The sequence below is a fragment of the Dactylosporangium sp. NPDC006015 genome (genome assembly GCF_040614215.1).
Lineage (GTDB): Bacteria > Actinomycetota > Actinomycetes > Mycobacteriales > Micromonosporaceae > Dactylosporangium > Dactylosporangium maewongense.
In genome coordinates, this window is sequence record NZ_JBEXUD010000010.1 from 236,383 (window position 1) to 256,132 (window position 19,750).

The 19,750-nt window shown below is 72.8% G+C and carries 20 protein-coding genes; 7 read left to right on the top strand and 13 right to left on the bottom strand.

All coding sequences use genetic code 11. From position 1 onward, the window contains the following. Positions 1 to 539: 539 nt before the first annotated feature. The 6 genes from ABZ321_RS20380 to ABZ321_RS20405 form a co-directional block, all read right to left on the bottom strand. Positions 540 to 998: a hypothetical protein gene (locus ABZ321_RS20380; protein ID WP_354893265.1), complete on the bottom strand. Its 459-nt coding sequence runs from the start codon at positions 996 to 998 to the stop codon at positions 540 to 542. Positions 999 to 1,805: 807 nt separating this feature from the next. Beyond that, the gene (locus ABZ321_RS20385; RefSeq protein WP_354893268.1) at positions 1,806 to 2,579 is read right to left on the bottom strand and encodes an alpha-ketoglutarate-dependent dioxygenase AlkB; all 774 of its coding nucleotides are present in this window, start codon (positions 2,577 to 2,579) and stop codon (positions 1,806 to 1,808) included. Beyond that, the gene (locus tag ABZ321_RS20390) at positions 2,563 to 3,765 is read right to left on the bottom strand and encodes a hypothetical protein (RefSeq protein WP_354893271.1); all 1,203 of its coding nucleotides are present in this window, start codon (positions 3,763 to 3,765) and stop codon (positions 2,563 to 2,565) included. Before ABZ321_RS20390 ends, ABZ321_RS20385 begins: the two co-directional genes overlap by 17 nt. Further along, complete coding sequence (locus tag ABZ321_RS20395; protein WP_354893274.1) at positions 3,762 to 4,196, bottom strand: hypothetical protein; 435 nt, start codon at positions 4,194 to 4,196, stop codon at positions 3,762 to 3,764. Before ABZ321_RS20395 ends, ABZ321_RS20390 begins: the two co-directional genes overlap by 4 nt. 2 nt (positions 4,197 to 4,198) lie before the next feature. After that, complete coding sequence (locus tag ABZ321_RS20400) at positions 4,199 to 4,627, bottom strand: hypothetical protein (RefSeq protein ID WP_354893277.1); 429 nt, start codon at positions 4,625 to 4,627, stop codon at positions 4,199 to 4,201. Beyond that, the gene (locus ABZ321_RS20405; protein WP_354893279.1) at positions 4,627 to 5,595 is read right to left on the bottom strand and encodes a zinc-binding dehydrogenase; all 969 of its coding nucleotides are present in this window, start codon (positions 5,593 to 5,595) and stop codon (positions 4,627 to 4,629) included. Before ABZ321_RS20405 ends, ABZ321_RS20400 begins: the two co-directional genes overlap by 1 nt. Positions 5,596 to 5,624: 29 nt before the next feature. Between ABZ321_RS20405 and ABZ321_RS20410 the strand changes: the two genes are divergently transcribed. Together ABZ321_RS20410 and ABZ321_RS20415 are read left to right on the top strand one after the other, a co-directional pair. Then, the gene (locus ABZ321_RS20410) at positions 5,625 to 6,398 is read left to right on the top strand and encodes a putative protein N(5)-glutamine methyltransferase (RefSeq protein ID WP_354893282.1); all 774 of its coding nucleotides are present in this window, start codon (positions 5,625 to 5,627) and stop codon (positions 6,396 to 6,398) included. A gap of 57 nt (positions 6,399 to 6,455) precedes the next feature. Continuing rightward, positions 6,456 to 7,214 carry a serine protease gene (locus ABZ321_RS20415; RefSeq protein WP_354893285.1) on the top strand — a complete coding sequence of 253 codons (759 nt, stop codon included), beginning with the start codon at positions 6,456 to 6,458 and terminating at the stop codon, positions 7,212 to 7,214. A 67-nt stretch (positions 7,215 to 7,281) separates the two neighbouring features. Here ABZ321_RS20415 and ABZ321_RS20420 read toward each other — a convergent pair whose 3' ends face one another. After that, positions 7,282 to 7,776, bottom strand: a complete 495-nt coding sequence (locus tag ABZ321_RS20420; protein WP_344502562.1) for a DUF892 family protein — start codon at positions 7,774 to 7,776, stop codon at positions 7,282 to 7,284. 131 nt (positions 7,777 to 7,907) lie between these two features. On the opposite strand from ABZ321_RS20420, the gene ABZ321_RS20425 reads away from it, so the two are divergent. Genes ABZ321_RS20425 through ABZ321_RS20435 form a run of 3 tightly spaced genes read left to right on the top strand, consistent with a single transcriptional unit; the run spans position 7,908 to position 11,258 of the window. Next, on the top strand, positions 7,908 to 9,320 hold the full coding sequence (locus ABZ321_RS20425) for a cellulase family glycosylhydrolase (protein WP_354893288.1): 1,413 nt from the start codon (positions 7,908 to 7,910) through the stop codon (positions 9,318 to 9,320). A gap of 14 nt (positions 9,321 to 9,334) precedes the next feature. Next, positions 9,335 to 10,750: a bifunctional 3-(3-hydroxy-phenyl)propionate/3-hydroxycinnamic acid hydroxylase gene (locus ABZ321_RS20430; RefSeq protein ID WP_354893291.1), complete on the top strand. Its 1,416-nt coding sequence runs from the start codon at positions 9,335 to 9,337 to the stop codon at positions 10,748 to 10,750. Continuing rightward, complete coding sequence (locus ABZ321_RS20435) at positions 10,719 to 11,258, top strand: RNA 2'-phosphotransferase (protein WP_354893294.1); 540 nt, start codon at positions 10,719 to 10,721, stop codon at positions 11,256 to 11,258. The genes ABZ321_RS20430 and ABZ321_RS20435 overlap by 32 nt, the downstream gene beginning before the upstream one ends. On the opposite strand, the gene ABZ321_RS20440 is transcribed toward ABZ321_RS20435, so the two are convergent. Continuing rightward, positions 11,245 to 11,655, bottom strand: coding sequence for a hypothetical protein (locus ABZ321_RS20440; RefSeq protein WP_354893297.1), 411 nt, complete (start codon positions 11,653 to 11,655; stop codon positions 11,245 to 11,247). The genes ABZ321_RS20435 and ABZ321_RS20440 overlap by 14 nt on opposite strands. Positions 11,656 to 11,774: 119 nt before the next feature. On the opposite strand from ABZ321_RS20440, the gene ABZ321_RS20445 reads away from it, so the two are divergent. Further along, on the top strand, positions 11,775 to 13,538 hold the full coding sequence (locus tag ABZ321_RS20445) for a DEAD/DEAH box helicase (protein ID WP_344502556.1): 1,764 nt from the start codon (positions 11,775 to 11,777) through the stop codon (positions 13,536 to 13,538). A gap of 983 nt (positions 13,539 to 14,521) precedes the next feature. Further along, positions 14,522 to 15,295, top strand: a complete 774-nt coding sequence (locus ABZ321_RS20450; RefSeq protein ID WP_354893300.1) for a hypothetical protein — start codon at positions 14,522 to 14,524, stop codon at positions 15,293 to 15,295. On the opposite strand, the gene ABZ321_RS20455 is transcribed toward ABZ321_RS20450, so the two are convergent. From ABZ321_RS20455 to ABZ321_RS20475, 5 genes are all read right to left on the bottom strand, one after another. Next, entirely contained in the window at positions 15,264 to 15,662 is a 399-nt protein-coding gene (locus ABZ321_RS20455; RefSeq protein ID WP_354893303.1) for a hypothetical protein, read from the bottom strand. The genes ABZ321_RS20450 and ABZ321_RS20455 overlap by 32 nt on opposite strands. An 87-nt stretch (positions 15,663 to 15,749) precedes the next feature. Further along, positions 15,750 to 16,967, bottom strand: coding sequence for an adenylosuccinate synthetase (locus ABZ321_RS20460; protein WP_354893305.1), 1,218 nt, complete (start codon positions 16,965 to 16,967; stop codon positions 15,750 to 15,752). 3 nt (positions 16,968 to 16,970) lie between these two features. Next, complete coding sequence (locus tag ABZ321_RS20465; RefSeq protein WP_354893307.1) at positions 16,971 to 17,933, bottom strand: hypothetical protein; 963 nt, start codon at positions 17,931 to 17,933, stop codon at positions 16,971 to 16,973. A gap of 13 nt (positions 17,934 to 17,946) precedes the next feature. Then, positions 17,947 to 18,918: a serine/threonine protein kinase gene (locus ABZ321_RS20470; RefSeq protein WP_354893310.1), complete on the bottom strand. Its 972-nt coding sequence runs from the start codon at positions 18,916 to 18,918 to the stop codon at positions 17,947 to 17,949. Continuing rightward, positions 18,915 to 19,664 (bottom strand): NUDIX domain-containing protein, encoded by a 750-nt coding sequence (locus ABZ321_RS20475; protein WP_344502804.1) that lies wholly within the window; start codon positions 19,662 to 19,664, stop codon positions 18,915 to 18,917. Before ABZ321_RS20475 ends, ABZ321_RS20470 begins: the two co-directional genes overlap by 4 nt. Positions 19,665 to 19,750: the final 86 nt, after the last annotated feature.

Below are 19,750 nucleotides of genomic sequence, written 5' to 3' on the forward strand. Positions count from 1 at the left end.
GGCGGCGGTTGCCCCGGCCACGAGGATGGTTCGTCTGCGAATCGTCACACCTGTACACGCGACGACCTACGCCCTGGTTCCCTTCTTTCGGCCGGTGTGCGGGGGGTGTGGTTGAGGAAGGATGGGTGGTGAGCGGTTGAGGGGAGGTCGCTCATGCCACGGCCATACTTTTCTTTGTCCGCACCGCTTTCCGGCCCGGCGCCGCGGGTTTCGGAGGTCGACTGGGCCGCGGTCGGCGCCGCCCGGCGCGCCGCCGCCGCTGAGGAGCACAGCCGCCGGCGGGAGGCCAGGTCGCGCGCCAAGGCGGAGTTCGCCGAGGCCCGCACGCACGGCCTCGCCGCCCGCCACGCCACCAAGCTGACCCGCCTCCGCAACGCCCGCACCCTCACCACCGCACCCCCACCGGCAACACGCCCGACCGCCCCACCCCCGCCGACCGTCCCACCACCGCCCCCTCCGACCGTGTCACCGCCGATGCCTCCCGGCCGCGCCACCACGACCACCGCCTCCGACCGCCTCACCGGCACCGCGTGCGCCGTTCAGCCCGTGCTGCCCTCGGCCGCGCACTCGACCACCTCGCCGGCAACGTCCGTGGCGGTTGGGCCAGCGCCGTCAACCACCCAGCGGGCAACGGTTCCGACTGCGCCGCCACCTTCAACCGCTTCGCCACCGACGCTCGCGACGGTCCAGCTGGTGACGCCCTCGGTCGCGACGGCGGCAGCACACTCGACCGTCTCGGCACCGCCTGTGGCCGCCCAGCCGGTGCCACCCTTGGCTGCGACGTCGGCAGCGGACTCGACCGCCTCGGCACCGCCTGTGGCCGCCCAGCCGGTGCCACCCTTGGCTGCGACGTCGGCAGCGGGCCTGACCTCGTCTGCGGGCACCCCGGCGGTCGCGTCTGCGGGCACCCCGCCAGTCAGGCGTTCGACGGATCCGCACGCGAGCGCGCGGCCCGGCGCACCGGCATCGGCCCCGCCTGCGACCGCCGTCCCGGGCACCCGGGGGAACTCCCCGCGCCGCCCGCACCCTCGGCGCCGCCCGCCGGTCCAGGTCCACCGGCGACAACGGTTCCCATCTCGGTCCATCGGGCGGTGCACCCGAGCCACGCCGTGCTCGTCGGAGGCAACGCCTTCGCTCGCCCCACCGGCGTTGAGTTCCACGGCTCCAGCGGTGTCCCGAGCCCCGCCGACATTTCCACGTCTGCTGGCGACCACGGAGGCCCAACTCGTGGGGCCGCGCCGGTCGCCGGTGCCACGCCAATTCCCGGTGGCGCGCCGCTTGCCGGTGGCGCACCGAGCCGCCCTGGAGCCGCACCGAGTCTAGGGGTCTCAGCTGGTGAGGTTGTGGTCTTGGGCATGATCTGCTGTTCGTGGCGGAAGCTGCCCGCGGGGGCTTTTCGGGGTGTCCCGGCCGACGGTGCACCGCCGGTTCATCGAGTGGACCATGCACGGGCTGTGGGAACACCTCCACCACGAGCGCTGCTCCCGCGGCTGGAGTCCCTCATACCGGTACGGGGCCGTCGCGGCTGGCCCTGCCACCGCCCCGGGAAGTTGCACGCGGGCAAGGCCTACGACCACAAGGCGATCCAGGCCGGGGTCCACCGCAGAGGCATCACGGTCCGCGTCGCTCGCAAGGGCGTCGAGTCCTCGCAGTGTCTTGGCCGGCGCCGGTGGATCGTCAAGTCGGGCCTGTCCTGGTTCACCAACAACCGTAGTCTCGTTCTGTCGGGTTCGACTGCCCTCCGTCCCACTGGCGCTCGAGAAGGAACTCGTCGGGCGACTGGTGTCCATCCTGCCCGCAGCGGGTCAGCCGGTGGGGGTGGTGAGGGGTGGCAGTAGGTCGCTGTTGCTGAGGGTGTACGTCAGCGGAGGGTAGGTGAAGGCCGTTTCGGTGTTCTCGCGGCGCCGCAGCAGGAAGAACTCGTGTTGCTGGGCGGCGTCGGCTGAGGTCAGGTGCGCGCCGTTGGACAGGGTCGCATGGCCGTCGTGGTGGCGGACGAAGGTCTTCGATGTCCGGAAGGTCACGCCCAGCCAGCGGTTCTCGGGCATCTGGGCGGGTCTGTCCAGCATGATCCGGTGGCGGTGGCGGCGGTTGGTGTCGAGGGAGAACACGATGACGCCGTTGTGGGGCATCGGGATCTCGTAGGTGGCGCCGTCGGGCTCCTTCGGCTCGACGACCAGTTTCCGCGGTGGGTGCACCTCGGGTCGTTCGTAGCAGGAGAAGACGGCGATGGACGACCCGTCCGCGAGGTCGAGGGCCTGGTCGCTGTGGCCGCCCATGGTGGTGTACGCGTTCGTGTAGCTCTCGACGAGCGCGTTGTTGAAGGCGACAGGGAGCGCCGCGCAGGCCTGGACCTGTCGCGCCAGCCGCTCGTACACCGGCGGAAAACGCTGCGCGGGCAGGCTGTAGCGGGTGGTGGTGCGCACGATCGGCACGTCACCCGTCTCGCCGGTCCCGACCAGGACGGCGCCCAGCCGGCCCTTGCCCACCGGTTCGAACCGCACCGACGCGAACAGCTCCTCGAACGGGTTCCCGCCGGCGGTCAGGGTGTACGAGCGGAACTCAGACCCGGGGTGCAAGGTAGTCCCCCGAGTTCATGCTGAAGCGCAGCTCGTCGCCGTAGTGGACGAACGACTGGGTCCGGTTCTCCTCGGCGTACAACCTGCGCAGCTCGGCCATGCCCTCCGGCGTGGGCGGTCCCAGCTCGACCGGACCGCCGTCCGTCTTGAGGAACGTCCGGCCGTCCCTGTGCACGGCCTCGGCGCTCGAACAGCGGACCACATAACCGAGGCGGGTCGGCAGCAGCCCGGCGTCCAGCGTCGGGGGCCGGACCTCGTGCGTGTACAGCCGGTTCGTGGACAGCGGCATGAAGAACACGGAGCCGGGATAGAGGGTCAGGGTGAACTGCTCCGGAAGGTCGGCCGGCGCCTTGAGCCGGAAGTGCAGCCTGGTGAGCCCGCTGACACCGTTCAGGCCGTGGTCGAAGGGGCCCAGGGGGCGCAGCTTGTCGAGCCCGTCGTAGAAGGTGCAGAAGGCCATGACGCCGTTGCCGGGCATGTCCTTGGTCTTGTCGGCGTGCGCCGAGATCTTGGCCTTGGACTGCTTGCGCTCGCCGGTGCCTGGGGTGTTGTGGTAGATCTGCGCGAGGACGTGGTTCAGCGGGGCGTGGCCCCGGAACACGTGGGCGGCCTCCCGGTTCAGGGCCTCGACGATGCGCGTGTCGGTCGCGGCGAAGTTCTCGGTCGGGCCTGAGAGGTTCGTGGAGCACCGGAGCAGGCGGAAGTGCAGGTCGGCGCCGTCCCGCGTGACGGGGGTCAGGTAGATCCCGGTGCGGTGGGCGGTGCCGGGCTTGGTGGATTCCGTGAGGGACTGGAACGCGTGCTCCGAGCTGATCCGGCCGAAGTGGCCGGCGCCGGGGTCGAAGAACCGCCGGTAGTACACGCCGGCGCCGTGGACGCGGACGGGCACCTGCCCGGGGTCGGCGACCGGCCACGGCGCGGAGCCGTGCGACAGCCCGTCGACCACGAACACCCGCGCTGCCCCGTCGAGCGCGGGCGCGCCGATGCTGGACACGTCGCCGCACAGGTAGACGGTCCTGCGATGCACGGCGGGCAGCTCCTGCGGCGTGCTCACGGCCCCGAAGAAGTCCCTGACCAGCGGATCGTCGTGCAGGGCCGCCGGCGCGACCAGGATGTTGCCCGCGTCCTCGATGCGGGCCTCTGCGGTGTGCATGGCGCTGTACCTGCCGTTCGAGTGCGACGTCATGGGTTGGCACCGTCGATGGTGCGTTGCAGGTCGAAGCCCCAGCGGACGAGCTCGGGCAGATCATCGGCGCGGTCGTCCCAGGGCAGCTCGCCGGGCACCCGCAGGGCCTGCAGGAACTGCTCCGGCGGGCGGTACCCGTGCACCTCGACGTAGTGCAGGAGCATGACCGGGGCGGCGTACACCTCGCCGTCGTGGGCGTAGTAGTGGTATTCGCCGTTGCCGTCGTGGGGGGCGGTCGTGCCGGGGCACCACGGGCAGTCGTGCCAGCCGAGCATCACGTTGGACCGCGCGCGGGAGGCGGCGCGCAGGGGTCGCGGGTCGACGTCCGGGGCGGGCGGTCGCGGGGTGAAGGAGGGTCCCAGCCAGCCGACGTTGCGCATCGGGAGCGGGAACTCGTAATACTCGTACGGCGACAGGTCGGGGTACTCCACGGCTACCGCACCGCGTGGATCAGGAAACGGTGGGTGTGCACGACGACCGGGCCGGCGGCGTGCAGGCGGCGCAGCGCGGGCTCGTAGCGGGTGACCGTGAAGTCGGGGATCTGCCAGGAGACCATGCACAGGTGGAACACGAGGGCGCCGACGCCGAGCGGGGACAGGCGGGCGGCGGCGACCGGGACGTTCGGTGCCCAGGACTCCGTCGCGACGGTGCGCGGGGGGAGCGGGGCGAGGGAGGCCAGGAGCTCGCCGCCGCCGGTGTCGACGTCCAGCAGCGACGACGCGCCGGCGATCAGCGGGCGGGCGAGGGCCGGGTACGACCAGGACGGGTCGCCGCCGTGCGAACGGCCCCGCAGCCAGGTGAAGTCCCAGCCGGCGACCGGGGCGGCCAGGGCCTCCTCGACGAGCTGCTGGTACGAGGGCATCAGGCGAGCCCGACCAGCTTGCCGATGTGGGTGCCCCGCTCCAGGTCGGTGTGGGCGGTGCGGATGTCGTCCATCGCGTACGTGTGGACCGGGCCGAGGGTCACCTCGCCGGCGGCGATCCGGTCGAGGAACCGCTGCAGGACCGCGGGTGGCAGGTCGCTCGCCTCGCCGCCGTAGGCGGTCAGGCGGACACCGGTCGGCAGGTAGCCGATGGGGTAGAAGTCGCGGACCAGCCACTCGTTGGACAGCATGCCGGTGAAGCAGACCGTGCCCCGGACGCGGGTCGCGGCCAGCGTGTCGGGCAGGGTGGGGGTGCCGACGAGCTCCAGGGCCGCGTCGACGCCGTCCGGGAACAGCGCCCTGACCTGAGCGGCGACCGAGCCGTCGTCAACGAGCGGGTGGGTGACGCCGACCGCGGTCAGCGCCGCGAGGCGGCCGGGGGAGCGGGTCGTGGACAGCACGGTCGCGCCGAGGTCCCGGGCGAGGGCGGCGGCGGCCAGGCCGACCGACGACGTGCCGCCGCGGATCAGCAGCGTCTGGCCGGGCCGCAGGTCCAGGGCGGTGACGAGGGAGCCGTACGCCGTCTGCAGCGTCTCCGGGACGGCGCCGATCGCGGGCCACGGCAGTTCGGACACGAACGGGATGACCTGCGCGGCGGGCACGACCGTGTACTCGGCGTAGCCGCCGTCGAAGGTGCGGCCCATCCCGCCCATCATCGTGGTGACCTGCTGGCCGACGGCGAACGAGGAGTCACCCGGGTCGTCCACCACGCCCGTCGCCTCGATGCCCGGGACGCGGGGGAAGACCACGCCCTCCGCGAGGCCGAGGCGGGTGTGCAGCTCGGAGCGGTTGAGCCCGAACGCCCGCACGCGGATCCTGACCCAGCCGGGCGGCGGCGAGGGTGTCGGCACCTCGACGACGCTCAGGTTGGACACGGGACCCGGGCCGGACAGCATAACCGCGCGCACAGGTCAGACTAGCAGCGCTACAGTGCGGCGTGCCCACGGTTATTGACCGGCTGCGCGCCGCCGGATGCGTGTTCGCCGAGGACGAGGCCGCGCTGCTCACCGAGGCGGCCGCCGGCGACGAACAACGGCTGGCGACGCTCGTCGAGCGGCGGGTGCAGGGGTACCCCATCGAGTACCTCGTCGGGTGGGCGTTGTTCGCGGGCGAACGGTTCGCCATCGAGGACGGCGTGTTCATCCCGCGCCACCGCACCGAGCTCCTGGCCGTCACCGCACGCACGTTCATCCACAGTGGACACACGGTGCTGGACCTGTGCTGCGGCACGGGGGCGCTCGGCGCGGTCGCGACCCGCGGCAGGGAGGGGACGAGGCTGGTGGCGGCCGACGTCGACCCGGCCGCGGTGGCCTGCGCGCGACGGAACCTCCCGCACGCCGAGGTGTACGAGGGTGACCTCTTCGACCCGCTCCCGGAGGACCTGCGCGGGCGGGTCGACGTGCTCCTCGCGAACGTGCCCTACGTGCCGACGGCGCAGATCGCGTTCCTGCCCGAGGAGTTCCGGGTGCACGAGCGGCGGGCCGCGCTCGACGGCGGCGACGACGGCCTGCGCGTGCTGCGCCGGGTCGCGGCCGAGGCGCCGCGCTGGCTGGCCCGCGACGGGCGCCTGCTGACCGAGGCCGGCGACGCCCAGCTGGACGCGGTCCACGCGGTCCTCGCCGGGAGCGGCCTGACGCCGACGACCGTCACCGACCCGGAGACCGAGACCAGCGTCGTGGTCGGCAGTATGAGCCGGACGATATATCCATAGGTATCGAATCGATGGATACCATCCTCCCCATCATCCAACTCGTTGGGGAGGCTCCGGATGGTTCGAAGGTTCCTGGCGGTCCTGACCGCCGTCATCGCCACCGTCGGCGTGCTGCCGGGCGTCGCGCACGCCCAGCAGGACGTCGTCGGCGGCACCCGTGCGGCGCAGGGCGAGTTCCCGTTCATGGTGCGGCTCTCGATGGGCTGCGGCGGCGCGCTGTACAGCCCGCGGCTGGTGCTCACCGCCGCGCACTGTGTGGGCGCCACCGGCACCAACACCGGCATCACCGCGACGCTGGGCGTGGTCGACCTGCAGTCGGCCAGCCGCGTCCAGGTCAAATCCAACTACGTGTACCGGGCACCCGGGTACAACGGCAACGGCAAGGACTGGGCGCTGATCCGGCTCGCGTCGCCCGTCAGCGGCCTGGCCCTGCTGCCGATCGCGACGAACACCACGTACAACACCGGCACCTTCACCGTCGCGGGATGGGGTGCGGCGCGCGAGGGCGGCGCGCAGCAGCGCTACCTGCTTAAGGCGACCGTGCCGTACGTGGCGGACTCGACCTGTGACAACTCCTACCCGGACCTGATCCCGAACGACGAGATCTGCGCCGGGTACGCCGCCGGCGGCACCGACACCTGCCAGGGCGACTCGGGCGGCCCGATGTTCCGCCGCGACGCCGCCAACGCCTGGATCCAGGTCGGCATCGTCAGCTGGGGCAACGGCTGCGCCCGCCCGAACTACCCGGGCGTCTACACGCAGGTGAGCACGTTCGCCTCGGCGATCGCCTCCGCTGCGGCGAGTCTCGGGGGCTGACCCCGGAGGACCGGAGGGGGCCCGATGTCGGGGCCCCCTACGGCCTTGTATTCGCCTCAGATCTGCCTCAGATCTGCATGGCCACCCGCTGGCCGAGCTCGTGGCTGATCCGCTCGAACGTCCCCGCGTTCTCCTGCTTCTGCACCAGGTTGGTCTGCAGGATCTGCGCGCACTGCGTCTCGCCCATGAGCAGCGCCTTGTCGATCAGTCCGCGGTAGCCGGCGATGCCGAAGTGCGCCAGCTTCGTCTCCGCGTCCACGGCGTAGATCTCCATCGCCTCGGTGGAGGGCCGCTGGCCGGCGAACGCCTGGAACTCCGCCCGCATCCCGTCGAGCGTCGAGCACGGCACCTCGACCGGCTCCATCTCCATCATCGCGAAGCACGTCTCGATGTTCTGGATCTTCTGCTGTCCCTGCTGCTGCTGGGCCCGCAGGATCTGGGCGAGGGGGCTTTGTTCGGCCTGGCCGAGCATCTCGCCGACGAGATGGTTGCTCTTGCGCTCGGCGTCGTACATGCCGGACAGCTCGTAGAGGAACAGGTCGGACGGATTGTCGATGGTCATGCGGCCCCAGCTACCCGGCGCTGCAAGTTTCACACCGCTCGCGCGGCCGACCTGCGGCCCGGCGCTGACATCGTTGACCGTGAACTGAACCGCTTCATATGTTGCGTCCAACACCCCCTAGGAGGACCAACATGAGAACGCGGATCACCCTCGCGGCGGCCGCGGCGCTGGCGGTCGTGGTGTCGCTGCTCGTCGCCGTGCAGCCGGCGTCGGCGGCGACAGGCTTCACCGTCAGCAACGGCCGGCTCTACGACGCCAACGGCGCCGAGTTCGTCATGCGCGGCGTCAGCCACGCGCACACCTGGTACCCGACGCAGACCAGTTCGTTCGCCAACATCAAGGCGCTCGGCGCGAACAGCGTCCGGGTCGTGCTCGCCACCGGCGACCGCTGGACGAAGAACGACACCGCCGACGTCGCCAACGTCGTGTCGCTGTGCAAGGCCAACCGGCTCATCTGCGTCCTGGAGGCGCACGACACCACCGGCTACGGCGAGCAGAGCGGCGCGATCACCCTCGACCGGGCGGTCGACTACTGGCTGAGCGTCAAGAGCGCCCTCGCCGGCCAGGAGAAGTACGTCATCGTGAACATCGGCAACGAGCCCTACGGCAACAACGCCGCCACCGTCGCCAACTGGGCCACCGACACCGCCAACGCGGTCAAGCGCCTGCGCAGCAACGGGTTCGAGCACACCATCATGGTCGACGCGCCCAACTGGGGCCAGGACTGGTCCTTCACGATGCGCGACAACGCGGCGACCGTCTTCGCCGCCGACCCGCTGAAGAACACGGTGTTCTCGATCCACATGTACGGCGTGTTCGACACCGCCGCGGAGATCAACGACTATCTCAACCGGTTCGTCACCGCGAAGCTGCCGATCGTCGTCGGGGAGTTCGGGTTCAACCACTCCGACGGCAACCCCGACGAGGACACCATCATGGCGACCACCCAGTCGCTGCGGATCGGCTACCTCGGCTGGTCGTGGAGCGGCAACGGCGGCGGCGTCGAGTACCTCGACATGGTGACCGGCTTCAACCCCGCGCAGCTCACCAGCTGGGGCGAGCGCATCTTCAACGGCGCCAACGGCATCAAGGCCACCGCCAAGGAGGCCACCGTCTACGGCGGGGTCACGTCGCCGACGTCGTCGGTGTCGCCGTCCCGTTCGGTGTCCCCGTCGCCCTCCCGGTCGGTGTCGCCGTCGCCGTCGAGGTCGTCGTCCCCGCCGCCGTCCGGCGCGTGCAAGGTCGCGTACAGCGTCACCAACCAGTGGCAGGGCGGGTTCCAGGGCGACGTGAAGGTGACGAACACCGGTACCAGCGCGATCAACGGCTGGACGCTGACCTGGAGCTTCGCGAACGGCCAGGTCGTCACCCAGTCGTGGGGCGCCACCTACGCCCAGTCCGGCGCCGCGGTCACCTGGACCAGCGTGAGCTACACGGCGAGCATCCCCGCCGGCGGCACCGTGACGTTCGGGTTCCTGTCCAACTGGAACGGCACGAACACCGCGCCGACCGCGTTCACGCTCAACGGGACGCGCTGCGCATGACGTAACCTCGCGGCGTGAACCGCGTGGACCCAGTGGTGATCGTGGGGGCGGGACCGGTCGGTGCCGCCTCCGCGATCCTGCTCGCCCAGCGCGGCGTGCCGTGCCTGCTGCTGGATCGCTACCCCGAGCCGTATCCGCTGCCCCGGGCCGTCCACGTCGACGACGAGGTCATGCGCATCCTGCAGGAGCTCGGCGTCGCCGACGCGTTCGCCGCGGTCAGCCGGCCGGGGCTGGGGCTGCGGCTGCTCGACGGCAGGCACCGGGTGATGGCCGAGTTCCGCCGCGACCCGGGGCCCGGCCCGCACGGCTGGCCGCAGGCCAACATGTTCGACCAGCCCGACCTGGAGCGGCTGCTGCGCGCGCGGGTCGCCGAGCTGCCGCTGATCGAGTTCCGCGGCGGGGTCACCGTCACCGGGGTCACGTCCACCTCGGTGACCCTCGCCGACGGGTCGTCGCTGCGGGCGTCGGCGGTGCTCGGCTGCGACGGCGCCAACAGCACCGTCCGGGCGGCCATCGGCGCCGAGCTGGAGGACCTCGGGTTCGAGGAGCGGTGGCTGGTGGTCGACGGCGTCACCGACCGGGACCTCGACGCGTGGGGCGGCGTCCACCAGATCTGCGACCCGCGTCGCGCCGCCACCTTCATCCAGCTGGGGTCTCGCCGGTACAGGTGGGAGTTTCGGATGCACGACGGCGAGCCGGCGCTCGACGTGGACGAGCTGCTCGCGCCCTGGCGGGCCGGTGCGGCGGTGACGGTGGTCCGGGCGGCGCAGTACACGTTCCGGGCCAGGATCGCCGACACGTGGCGGCGCGGCACGGTGTTCCTGCTCGGCGACGCGGCCCACCAGACGCCGCCGTTCATCGGCCAGGGACTCGGCGCCGGCCTACGCGACGCCTACAACCTCGCGTGGAAGCTGGCGGCCTGGCGCGCCTCCGGCGACCCGTCGGCGCTCGACTCGTTCCAGCGCGAACGCAAACCGCACGCGAAGGCGCAGATCCGGCTCGCGATCGTGGCGGGGTGGGCGATGACCGGGGGCCAGGACCGCGCGGCGGCGGTGCGGCGGGTCGTGCTCGGCGCGGTGTGGCGGCTGCCCGGCCTGAAGGGCCTCGCGCTGCGCTCCACCAGCCCGCCGCTGCGCGGGGTCGGCCCCCTCGCCCCGCAGCCGTTCGTGGTGCGCTCCGGCCGGACGGTCCGGCTCGACGAGGCGCTCGGCGACGGCTGGGCGGTCCTCACCCGGCCCGGCGTCGTCATGAAGCACGGCGGCGCCACGGTGATCGCGGTGACGCCCGAGTTCGACCCGTCCGGCGCGCTGCGGCGCTGGATGGGCCGGCGCCGCGCGGTCCTGATCCGGCCGGACCGCGTCGTTATCCGGTTGCGGCGGGGCCGACAATGGAACGGCCATGGATCACCAGCAGCTGGTCAAGCTCAGTAAGCGGATGTCGAAGGCGCTGCGCCACGACCCCGCGCGGGTCGGCCTGACCCTCGACCCGGGCGGCTGGGTGCCCGTCGGGACGTTCCTGGACGCCATGGGCATCACCCGGGCCGACCTGGACGAGGTTGTCGCCGGCAACGACAAGCAGCGCTACGCGGTCGAGACGGGACCCGGCGGCGTCGAGCGGATCCGCGCCAACCAGGGGCACTCCGTGCCGGTCGACCTGGGGCTCACCCCGCAGGAGCCGCCGGAGGTGCTCTTCCACGGCACCGGCGCCGCCGCCCTGCCGTCGATCCAGGCGACCGGCCTCAACCGCGGCGGCCGCCACCACGTGCACCTGTCACCCGACACCGCGACCGCCCGCCGGGTCGGCACCCGCCGCGGTGGCGCCGTCGCCGTCCTCACCGTCCTCGCCGGGGAGATGGCCCGGGCCGGCCACGTGTTCTACGTCTCAGGCAACGGCGTGTGGCTCACCGACGAGGTGCCGCCCGCGTTCATCCGTCTCTGAGCCTGCTGTCCAGGACCTTCTGCAGAGGGATCGACTCGCCGTCGCGGCCGCCCTCGCCGACGATGAGCCGGGGCGCGTGCGGCTGCGGCGTCACCCCGGTCAGCCACGCCGTCGCGCTCGACGGCACCAGCAGCGAGTAGTACCGGCCGTCGTCACCCACCGCGATGGTGTGCTCACTGTTGAGGTACCAGCCGCGCAACGGCGTACGGTAGGAACGACCGCCATACGAGCGGGCCCGCAGCGACTCGGTCGGCAGGCCCGCCGCGAGCGCGTCAGCCACGAACCGCTCGATAAGCGCCGTCGCCTGCTCGGCTTCCGCGGCGCGGCGCCGGTCGAGCTCGGCCCCGTGGTGCGCCACCGCACGGGCCCGCTGCGCCTGCCAGTCGTCATCGGCCACTCGCTCGTTGTACCAGTCGGCTGGTCGCAGGTCACATCCAGGCAGACCGCTCAGGCGGCGGGACGCCGGGCCTGGGATGCTGGTAGAAGCCACGAATTTCGCGATTGAGGAGCCCCACCGTGACCGAAGACACCGGCTTCGCCGAACTGGGCTTGCGGGACGAGCTGCTCAAGGCGCTGACCAACCTCGGCTACGAGGAGCCCACCCCGATCCAGCGCGAGGCGATCCCGCCGATGCTGGAGGGCCGTGACCTGCTCGGCCAGGCGGCCACCGGCACCGGCAAGACCGCCGCCTTCTCGCTGCCGCTGCTGCAGACGATCCCCTCGCCCGGCGGCGACAACCCCTCGGCGCTCATCCTCGTGCCCACCCGCGAGCTGGCCGTCCAGGTGTCCGAGGCGATCCACCGCTACGGCAAGGACCTCGGCACCCGCGTCGTGCCGATCTACGGCGGCCAGCCGATCGGCCGCCAGCTGCGCGCCCTGGAGCACGGCGTCGACGTCGTCGTCGCCACCCCCGGCCGGGCCCTCGACCACATCAGCCGCGGCACGCTGCGCCTGCACGACCTGCGCGTCGTCGTGCTCGACGAGGCCGACGAGATGCTCGACATGGGCTTCGCCGAGGACATCGAGGCGATCCTGCAGGAGACCCCCGAGGACCGGCAGACGGTGCTCTTCTCCGCCACGATGCCGCCGCGCATCGACGGCCTCGCCCGCAGCCACCTCAACGACCCCGTCCGGATCCAGATCGGCCGCGCGCCGACCCCCGCCGGCGAGGCCCCGTTGGTGCGGCAGGTGGCGTACGTCGTCAGCCGCGCCCACAAGCCCGCCGCCCTCGGCCGCATCCTCGACGTCGAGGCCCCGGGCGCCGCGCTGGTCTTCTGCCGCACCCGCGACGAGGTCGACCAGCTCACCGAGACGCTCAACGGCCGCGGGTACCGCGCCGAGGCCCTCCACGGCGGCATGGGCCAGGAGCAGCGCGACCGGGTCATGGCGCGCCTGCGCAACGGCACCGCCGACCTGCTCGTCGCCACCGACGTCGCCGCCCGCGGCCTGGACGTCGAGCACCTCACCCACGTCGTCAACTACGACGTGCCCTCGGCCCCCGAGTCCTACGTCCACCGCATCGGCCGCGTGGGCCGCGCCGGCCGCGAGGGCATCGCGATCACCCTCGCCGAGCCCCGCGAGCACCGCATGCTGAAGACCATCGAGCGGATCACCAAGCAGCGCATCCTCATCGAGAAGGTCCCGACCGTCGCCGACCTGCGCGCCCGCCGCCTCGAGCTCACGCGTGCCGCCCTCCACGAGCTGCTCGCCGCCGACGGTGAGGCCCTCACCCAGTTCCGCGTCGTCGTGGAGACCCTCAGCGACGAGTTCGACCTGATGGAGATCGCGATGGCCGCGGTCAAGATCGCCCACGACGCCACCGGTATCGGCGAGGGCGACCAGGAGGAGATCCCCGACATCACCCTCCGCGCGCCCCGCGAGCCCTCCGACCGGTTCGGCTCGGGCTCCGGCGTCGGCGATGGGCGGTCCGGTGCGGGCTCGGGGGACCGGCCGGGTCCCGGCCGCCGGGTCGCGGTCCGCGACGCCGACGGTCGCGGCCGGGGCCGCGACGCGGGCGGCCGCCGCGTACCGGCCGGCGGCATGACCAGGCTCTTCGTCGGCGCGGGCCGCGCGGCCGGCATCCGCCCCCAGGACCTCGTCGGCGCCATCACCGGCGAGTCGAGCCTGAGCGGCCGCGACATCGGCGCCATCGAGATCACCGACCGCTTCTCCCTGGTCGAGGTCCCCGAGGGCGCCGTCGAAGAGGTCATCGACACGCTGCGCCGCACCACCCTGAAGGGCCGCCGCCCCGTCGTCCGCCGCGAGCGCTTCAGCCACTGACCCCCACGCCCTCATGCGATCCCGCCGCCGAGCCACTCGGCGGCGGCCCGATCCCCGGGGCGGCGCCAGGCGCGATGCTTGGGGCGGCGCCAGGCGCGATGCTTGGGGCGGCGCCAGGCACGATGCTTGGGGCGGCGCGAGGAACGGTCGGTGCGGGGCAGGACGGGGCCGGCCGCCCAGCCGGGCCGTGACGTCTGCGGAGGCGGGTGACCACCCACCGGTGGACGGTGACCGACGCCGCGCCCAGCCCGCCGAGGCCGTGCGGCGAGGGCCGCCGCCCCGTCGTCCGCCGCGAGCGCCTCAGTCACTGACCCCGCGCGCCCCAGGTGAGCCGCCGTCGAACCATTCGGCGGCGGCCTGTGAACCCTCGCCGCCGTCCCGGTTTCCAGGCCGTCACCCCGTCCCGGGCCACGCGGCACCGGCGGGCCGCGCCCGGACTGCGGTGCTCGGGCGGGGAATGTCCCATTCTCGGGACGGCGCCAGGCGCGATGCTAGAGGCGGCGCGAGGAACGGTCGGTGCGGGGCAGGACGGGGCCGGCCACCCAGCCGGGCCGTGACGTCTGCGACGGCGGGTGACCACCCACCGGTGACCGACGCGGCACCCGCCCGCCGAGCCCGAGTGATGGGGACCGCCGCGCTTTTGCCGACCTCGGACGGTCGGCGTCCGAGCCATGGGCCTTGGGTGGGCGGCGTCTGAGCTGCGGCGCTGGGGCCGGACCTGGCCGCGGCGGGTCCGGGTCGCGGGTTTTGGATGGCCGCGCCCGAGCCGCGGTGCACCCGCCGGCCTTGGAAGGACCCTGCCCCGGGCCGCAGTGCACGTGTCGGCCCCGGTCGAGCCGCGGTGTCAGCCGGCGATGCACGCGTCGGCCTTGATTGAGACGCGTGCCCCGCGCTGCGGTGCGCCCGGCGGCCTACCGTGGAGGCGCCGATGCCGGGCTCCCCGTGGGACCGGCGCCGCTGACGATCACGGAGATGACCGCCGGATGATGGGGCTTGCGCTGCGGCTGCTCCGTCCGTATCTGGTCGCCGCCGCCGTGGTGAGCGCAGTCGCCACAGGGTACGTCTGGTTCGCGGCCGGCACCGTGCAGCGGCAGCTCGACCAGGCCGGCGTGCCGCGGTGCGGCGATCCGAACGACTGCTACCCGCACGGGGCAGCGCTGGACGCGGTGCTGGGGATGGAGCTCGTCGCGGCGTTCGTGCCGGCGCTGCTCGGGCTGGTCCTCGGTGCGGCGCTGCTGGCCCGCAGGCCCGGGGGTGACCCGCCGGCGGAGCGCGGGCGCTGGGTCCTCGTCAGGTCCGGCTGGGTGCTCGGCGCCGGCCTGATCTGCTGCGGCGCGGTCGCGGTGGCGCACCGGTCGGTCGCGACCCGGTACACCGCGCTGGCCGACGACACGTATGAGCTGCTCCAGCTGCTGCATCTCAACAACGCCGCGTACATGGTGGCGCAGACCCTCGTGGTCGCCGCGTTCGCCGGGGTCGCCGGCCTCGGCGCCGGCCGGGCGCCGCGGACGCTGGTGCTGACCGCACTGGCCGGGCCGTTCGTCGTCATGGTCGGCGACGGGGTGGCGGCGCTGCTGTGGACGCTGCTCGGCGCGCTGACGGGGTGGACCGGCCCGGCGGGCGGCGACCTGTTCGTGCTCGACCCGTTCGCCTACACCGCGAGCGCGGTGCTCGCCGCCGGTGCGGTCGGGCTGGTGCTGCTCGCGCGCCGGGCGGCGACGGGTCTCAGAGGGGGAGCGCCTCACCCGGCAGGTTGAGGGTGAGGGACGCGCCGGTCGGCGGGGTGTCGAAGTCGAACGTCGAGGTGGCCGTGGCGCCCGGCCGGACGTCGAAGGCGCTGGTCGTACGGGAGCGAAGGACGACGGCACCGGCGGACACGCTGATGTCCGTGGCGGCGACGTGGCGCGGCGCGCGGCCAGGGTTGCTGAAGCGGACCGTGATGCTCATGTGGTCGCCGGTGAGCACGTCGACGTCCGTGACCACCGTCGCGGGGGCGGCCCGGTGCGGCGCGGAGGGTCCGGCCTCGGCGAACGTGGGGGACACGACGCCGGCGACGCAGCCGATCGCGAGGCCCGCCGCGGTGGCGAGGAGGACCGCGTTGAGCGTGCCCCGACCGAGTCCCATGACCATGCGTGTCCCTCCCGAAGGTGTCGGCAGGCAGCGTCACACGACCGGCTGAGGTTCGACTGTGGTGCGACTGAGGTGCGGACCTCAGCATGTCACCCGGGCGGCCACCGTCGGTGCCGAATCGGTGGACGTCTTGTCCTCCGAGCGGGGGCCGTGCGACTCCAGCACCACGGGCGCCGACAGCTGCTCCTCGACCGCGGCGGTCCAGTCGTCCACCGGGACGAGGCGCGGCCGGCTGGACGCCATCGCGCGGGTGAGGCGCTCCTGCCGGTCCAGGTCGCCGGTCGGGCCGCGGGTGGGCTTGACGCCGTCGTAGTCGACGCACATCCGCAGGTCCGGATGCGCCGAAGCGGTGTCGAGGTGGGTGAGGGCGAGCCCGTCGACGCCGCCGCAGACGTCCAGGGCGTACCGGTGCGCGACCGCGTCGAAGTGGCCGACGCGGAACGCGCCCTGCCACGGGTTCGCGGGGTTGTTGGGGTCGGTGACGGGCAGCGACGGGTCCTCGGTGACGAGCGGGCCCGCGCCGTGGCGGGTCGTGAACGTCCGCAGGACCCCGAGCCGGTAGGCGGGCTCGCCGGCCAGGAGCGTCTCGGCGTTGGCGAAGGTCGTCGTGCTCCAGGTGGTGTACGGGTGGAACCCGTGCCACTCGTCCAGCAGTACACCCTGCGCGCCCTCGAACACGCACGGCCCCTCGATCCGCAGTCCGTCCACAATGGACACCGTGGCGGCGAACGCCGTGTACGCCTCGACGCACGCGTCGACCGGCGGGCCGTCCACGCCCAAATTGGAGCGGAGCCGGCGGAGCTTCGCCCGCAGCAGCGGCGGATCCGTGCAGTCGCCGGCCCGCGGCGCGTCGTCGGGGTGGCGCAGCGCGTACGCCATGGCCTCCCCGACGCCCATCCCGCACGAACCGTGCCGGTCGGCGCCCCGGGCGATCTCCTTCGCCCGGTTCGCCTCGCGGTGGTACGGCGTGGACAGCAGCGCCGCCCGGTCGACGGTGAGCCGGGACCACACGTCGTGGACGCCGAGTCCCACCAGGTGGTCGGCCTCGGCGGCCAGGGCGAGGGGGTCGACGACCATGAACCGCGACAGGTGGGTCCGCACGCCGGGCCGGAACGTGCCCGACCCGAACTGTGCGAACGTGTGCTTGCGGCCGTCGCCGAGCACGACGGTGTGCGCGGCCTGGGCGCCGCCGTTGAAGCGCACCACGGTGTGCACGTCACGGGTGGCGCAGAGGTGGTCGACGACGGTCCCCTTGCCGCAGTCCCCGTATCCGAGGTCCACCACGATGACGTGCCGCACGGCTTACAACCGTTCCACGCTGGTGGTGCCGGACATGGTGGGCGCCGAGCCGGTCGCGACGGGCGCGCGGCCGCCGCCGATGCGGGCGAGGGCCTTGCCGACGGTCGCGGTCGCCGCCGAGCCGGCCTCGCGCAGGTCCTCGAGGCCCTCGTCCAGGTCGATGGAGTCCTCCCCGAGGCCGACCGTGAGGGCGATGGTCTCGCACACCGCGTCCAGGTCGTCGAGGGCGATGACGTTCTGGCCGAGGAGGTCCTTCCAGAAGTCGAGGATGGTGGTGTTGCCGGCGTACGACGAGCCGGCGGGCAGGATGTAGTACGTGTCGTACATGCGGCGGACCTCGTCGACCATCGCCCGCAAGCCGATCGCCTCGCCGAGCTTGTCGCCGATGACGTCGCGGACCTCGCCGGGCTTCACCCGCGAGTAGGCCTGCTCGTCGCCGATGATGAAGAGGTACCCGCGCCTGCCGCGCTTCTCGTAGCAGTCGATGCTGGTGTGCCGGGCCATGAAGTACATCGCGAGCTCGTAGGACTCGGTCATCTGCCCGCCGCCGCCACCTTCGAGCACGAAGCGGCCGAGGTCCTCGTCCAGCCGGTTGTCCGACTCGAACTGCCCGACCTGCAGCGGCACCCGGTCGCAGGTGGCGTCGCCGATCGCGCCGAACAGGATCTGCGGGTCCTTCACGTATCCCTTGCGCAGCAGCAGACCGAGCAGCTGCGGCAGCTTCTGCTGCAGCACCCGGGGCACGGAGCCCATCGAGCCGGTCACGTCGAACATGACGGCGATGGCGACCGAGTCGGGGTGCTCGTCGGAGTCCCGGCTCTCGCGCGTGCCGACGCCCTTCGGGTCGAGTGCACTGTGGACGGTGCGGGCGCCGGAGTCGCTGTACGCGAACGCGCTGGCGCCGGTGGCGCGACGGTAGCGGTCGGCGGCGTCGTAGACGTCGGTCGACCAGATCCCACTTCCCATGAGGGTCTCCTTCTCAAAGCGTGAACGGTCGGAACTTGCGCGGGCCGTACAGGCGGTGCAGCAGGTCGTCGAGCTCGCCGAGCAGCTTCCAGGCGTCGTCGGGGCGCTGCCTCGGTGACGCGAGCCGGCAGCCGTCGGCGAAGCGCCGCAGTGCCTGCGGGGCGCGGTCGCCCATGAGGTCGGCCATCAGCCGGGCGGCCATGGCCAGGTCGGTGTACGGGCCGGGGGTCTCGCGGGCGAGCACCTCGGCCGGGTAGTGGTCGCGCCGGTGCGGCACGATCGCCGGGATCCGGTCGCCGGGCTCGGTGACGCTGTAGCACCAGTCGACGAGCACGACCCCGTGGTCCTCCGGCTGGATGAGGACGTGCTCGGGCACGATCGCGCCGTGCACGACGCCGGCGCGGTGCGCGAGGCCGAGCGCCACGAGCAGCCGCCGCCACATCCACGCCGCGTCGCGCGGGTCGAGCCCGTTCGGGCGGCGCAGCGCCACCTCGGCGAGGCTGTGCAACCCCGTTGCGGAGGTCGCAACGACGTTGCCGCGCCTGGTCGTGGCGTCCTCCTTGTGGCGGAACGTGTCCACGAGCCGCGGCACGTAGGGCAGGTAGCGCGGGTCGCCACGGTCGGCGATCCGTTGCAGCGCGGTCGCCTCCCGCGCCATGAGGTCGTTGCACGCCGGGTCGCGGACGAGCTTCAGATGGCCCTCCGGCACGGCGTACAGGTTGGCCAGGTCGCCCTCGAAGGCGAGCGTCGCGGTCGAGTAGGCGCCCTTGGCGCTGCGGATCGTGCCGTGGTTGCGCCACAGCTCGGTGAGCCGGGCGAACGCGGCGGCGCCCTGCGGACCGGCCACGTCGGGGTGGGTGAGGCGGGCGAGCCGCCGGTAGGTGCCGGCCGGGTCGTCGCCGTCGAACAGGCTGCCGCCGGCGGACTCGATCAGTGCGATCGCCTCGGCGGTGGTGGTGCTTCTGGTTGCACCGCTGCGGGTCACCGGACCGTCTCCTCTCGGCTGGGCATGAGCAGCGCGGGGTGCAGGAGGCGGGCGTCGCCGGCACGGTAGAGCTTGGCGCGCGGTCCGCCGCGGGCGCCGCCGCGTTCCGTGGTCGTGTTGGTGCTCTCGACGAACCCGGGGACCGACAGCACCTTGCGGTGGAAGTTGCCGGCGTGCAGCGGCTCGCCCCAGACCGTCTCGTACACCGCGCGCAGCTCGGCGATCGTGAACTCCTCGCCGACGAACTTCGTCGCCAGGGGCGTGTACTCCAGCTTCGACCTGGCGCGCTCCAGGCCGTCGGCGACGATCGTGCCGTGGTCGAACGCGAGCTCCGTGGGCCGCTCGTCCATCGGCACCCAGGCCGCCTCGCGGGCGTCGGAGCCGGACACGGGATCGGGCAGGTCCGGCGCGAACGCGACGTACGCCACCGAGAACACCCGCATGCGCGGGTCGCGGTCCGGTGCGCCGTACGTGCCGAGCTGCTCCAGGTGCAGCCGGCGGTGCGCGGTGGCGACGCCGGTCTCCTCGGCCAGCTCCCGCGCGGCGGCGGTCGGCAGGTCCTCCCACTGCCCGACGAACCCGCCCGGCAGCGCCCACATGCCCTCGCTGGGCGGGCAGGCGCGCCGCACGAGCAGCACGTTGAGCACGCCGTTGCGGATCGTGAACGCCACGATGTCCACGGTCACCGCCACCGGCGGGTAGGCGCGCGGGTCGTAGCTGGCGAGGAAGTCGGCGTCGTTCACGATGAGTCCTTCTCAGATAGAGTATTTCTCGATCTGAGAACAACATACGACGCACCGCTCCCCGGCGCAACGAGGTTTTCCTGTCGCGT

Excerpts from the sequence above, each read along its gene's own strand:
- ABZ321_RS20390 (WP_354893271.1), bottom strand. The coding sequence starts at position 3,765 with ATGACGTCGCACTCGAACGGCAGGTACAGCGCCATGCACACCGCAGAG.
- ABZ321_RS20400 (WP_354893277.1), bottom strand. The coding sequence starts at position 4,627 with ATGCCCTCGTACCAGCAGCTCGTCGAGGAGGCCCTGGCCGCCCCGGTC.
- ABZ321_RS20415 (WP_354893285.1), top strand. The coding sequence starts at position 6,456 with ATGGTTCGAAGGTTCCTGGCGGTCCTGACCGCCGTCATCGCCACCGTC.
- ABZ321_RS20420 (WP_344502562.1), bottom strand. The coding sequence starts at position 7,776 with ATGACCATCGACAATCCGTCCGACCTGTTCCTCTACGAGCTGTCCGGC.
- ABZ321_RS20425 (WP_354893288.1), top strand. The coding sequence starts at position 7,908 with ATGAGAACGCGGATCACCCTCGCGGCGGCCGCGGCGCTGGCGGTCGTG.
- ABZ321_RS20435 (WP_354893294.1), top strand. The coding sequence starts at position 10,719 with ATGGATCACCAGCAGCTGGTCAAGCTCAGTAAGCGGATGTCGAAGGCG.
- ABZ321_RS20450 (WP_354893300.1), top strand. The coding sequence starts at position 14,522 with ATGATGGGGCTTGCGCTGCGGCTGCTCCGTCCGTATCTGGTCGCCGCC.
- ABZ321_RS20455 (WP_354893303.1), bottom strand. The coding sequence starts at position 15,662 with ATGGGACTCGGTCGGGGCACGCTCAACGCGGTCCTCCTCGCCACCGCG.
- ABZ321_RS20465 (WP_354893307.1), bottom strand. The coding sequence starts at position 17,933 with ATGGGAAGTGGGATCTGGTCGACCGACGTCTACGACGCCGCCGACCGC.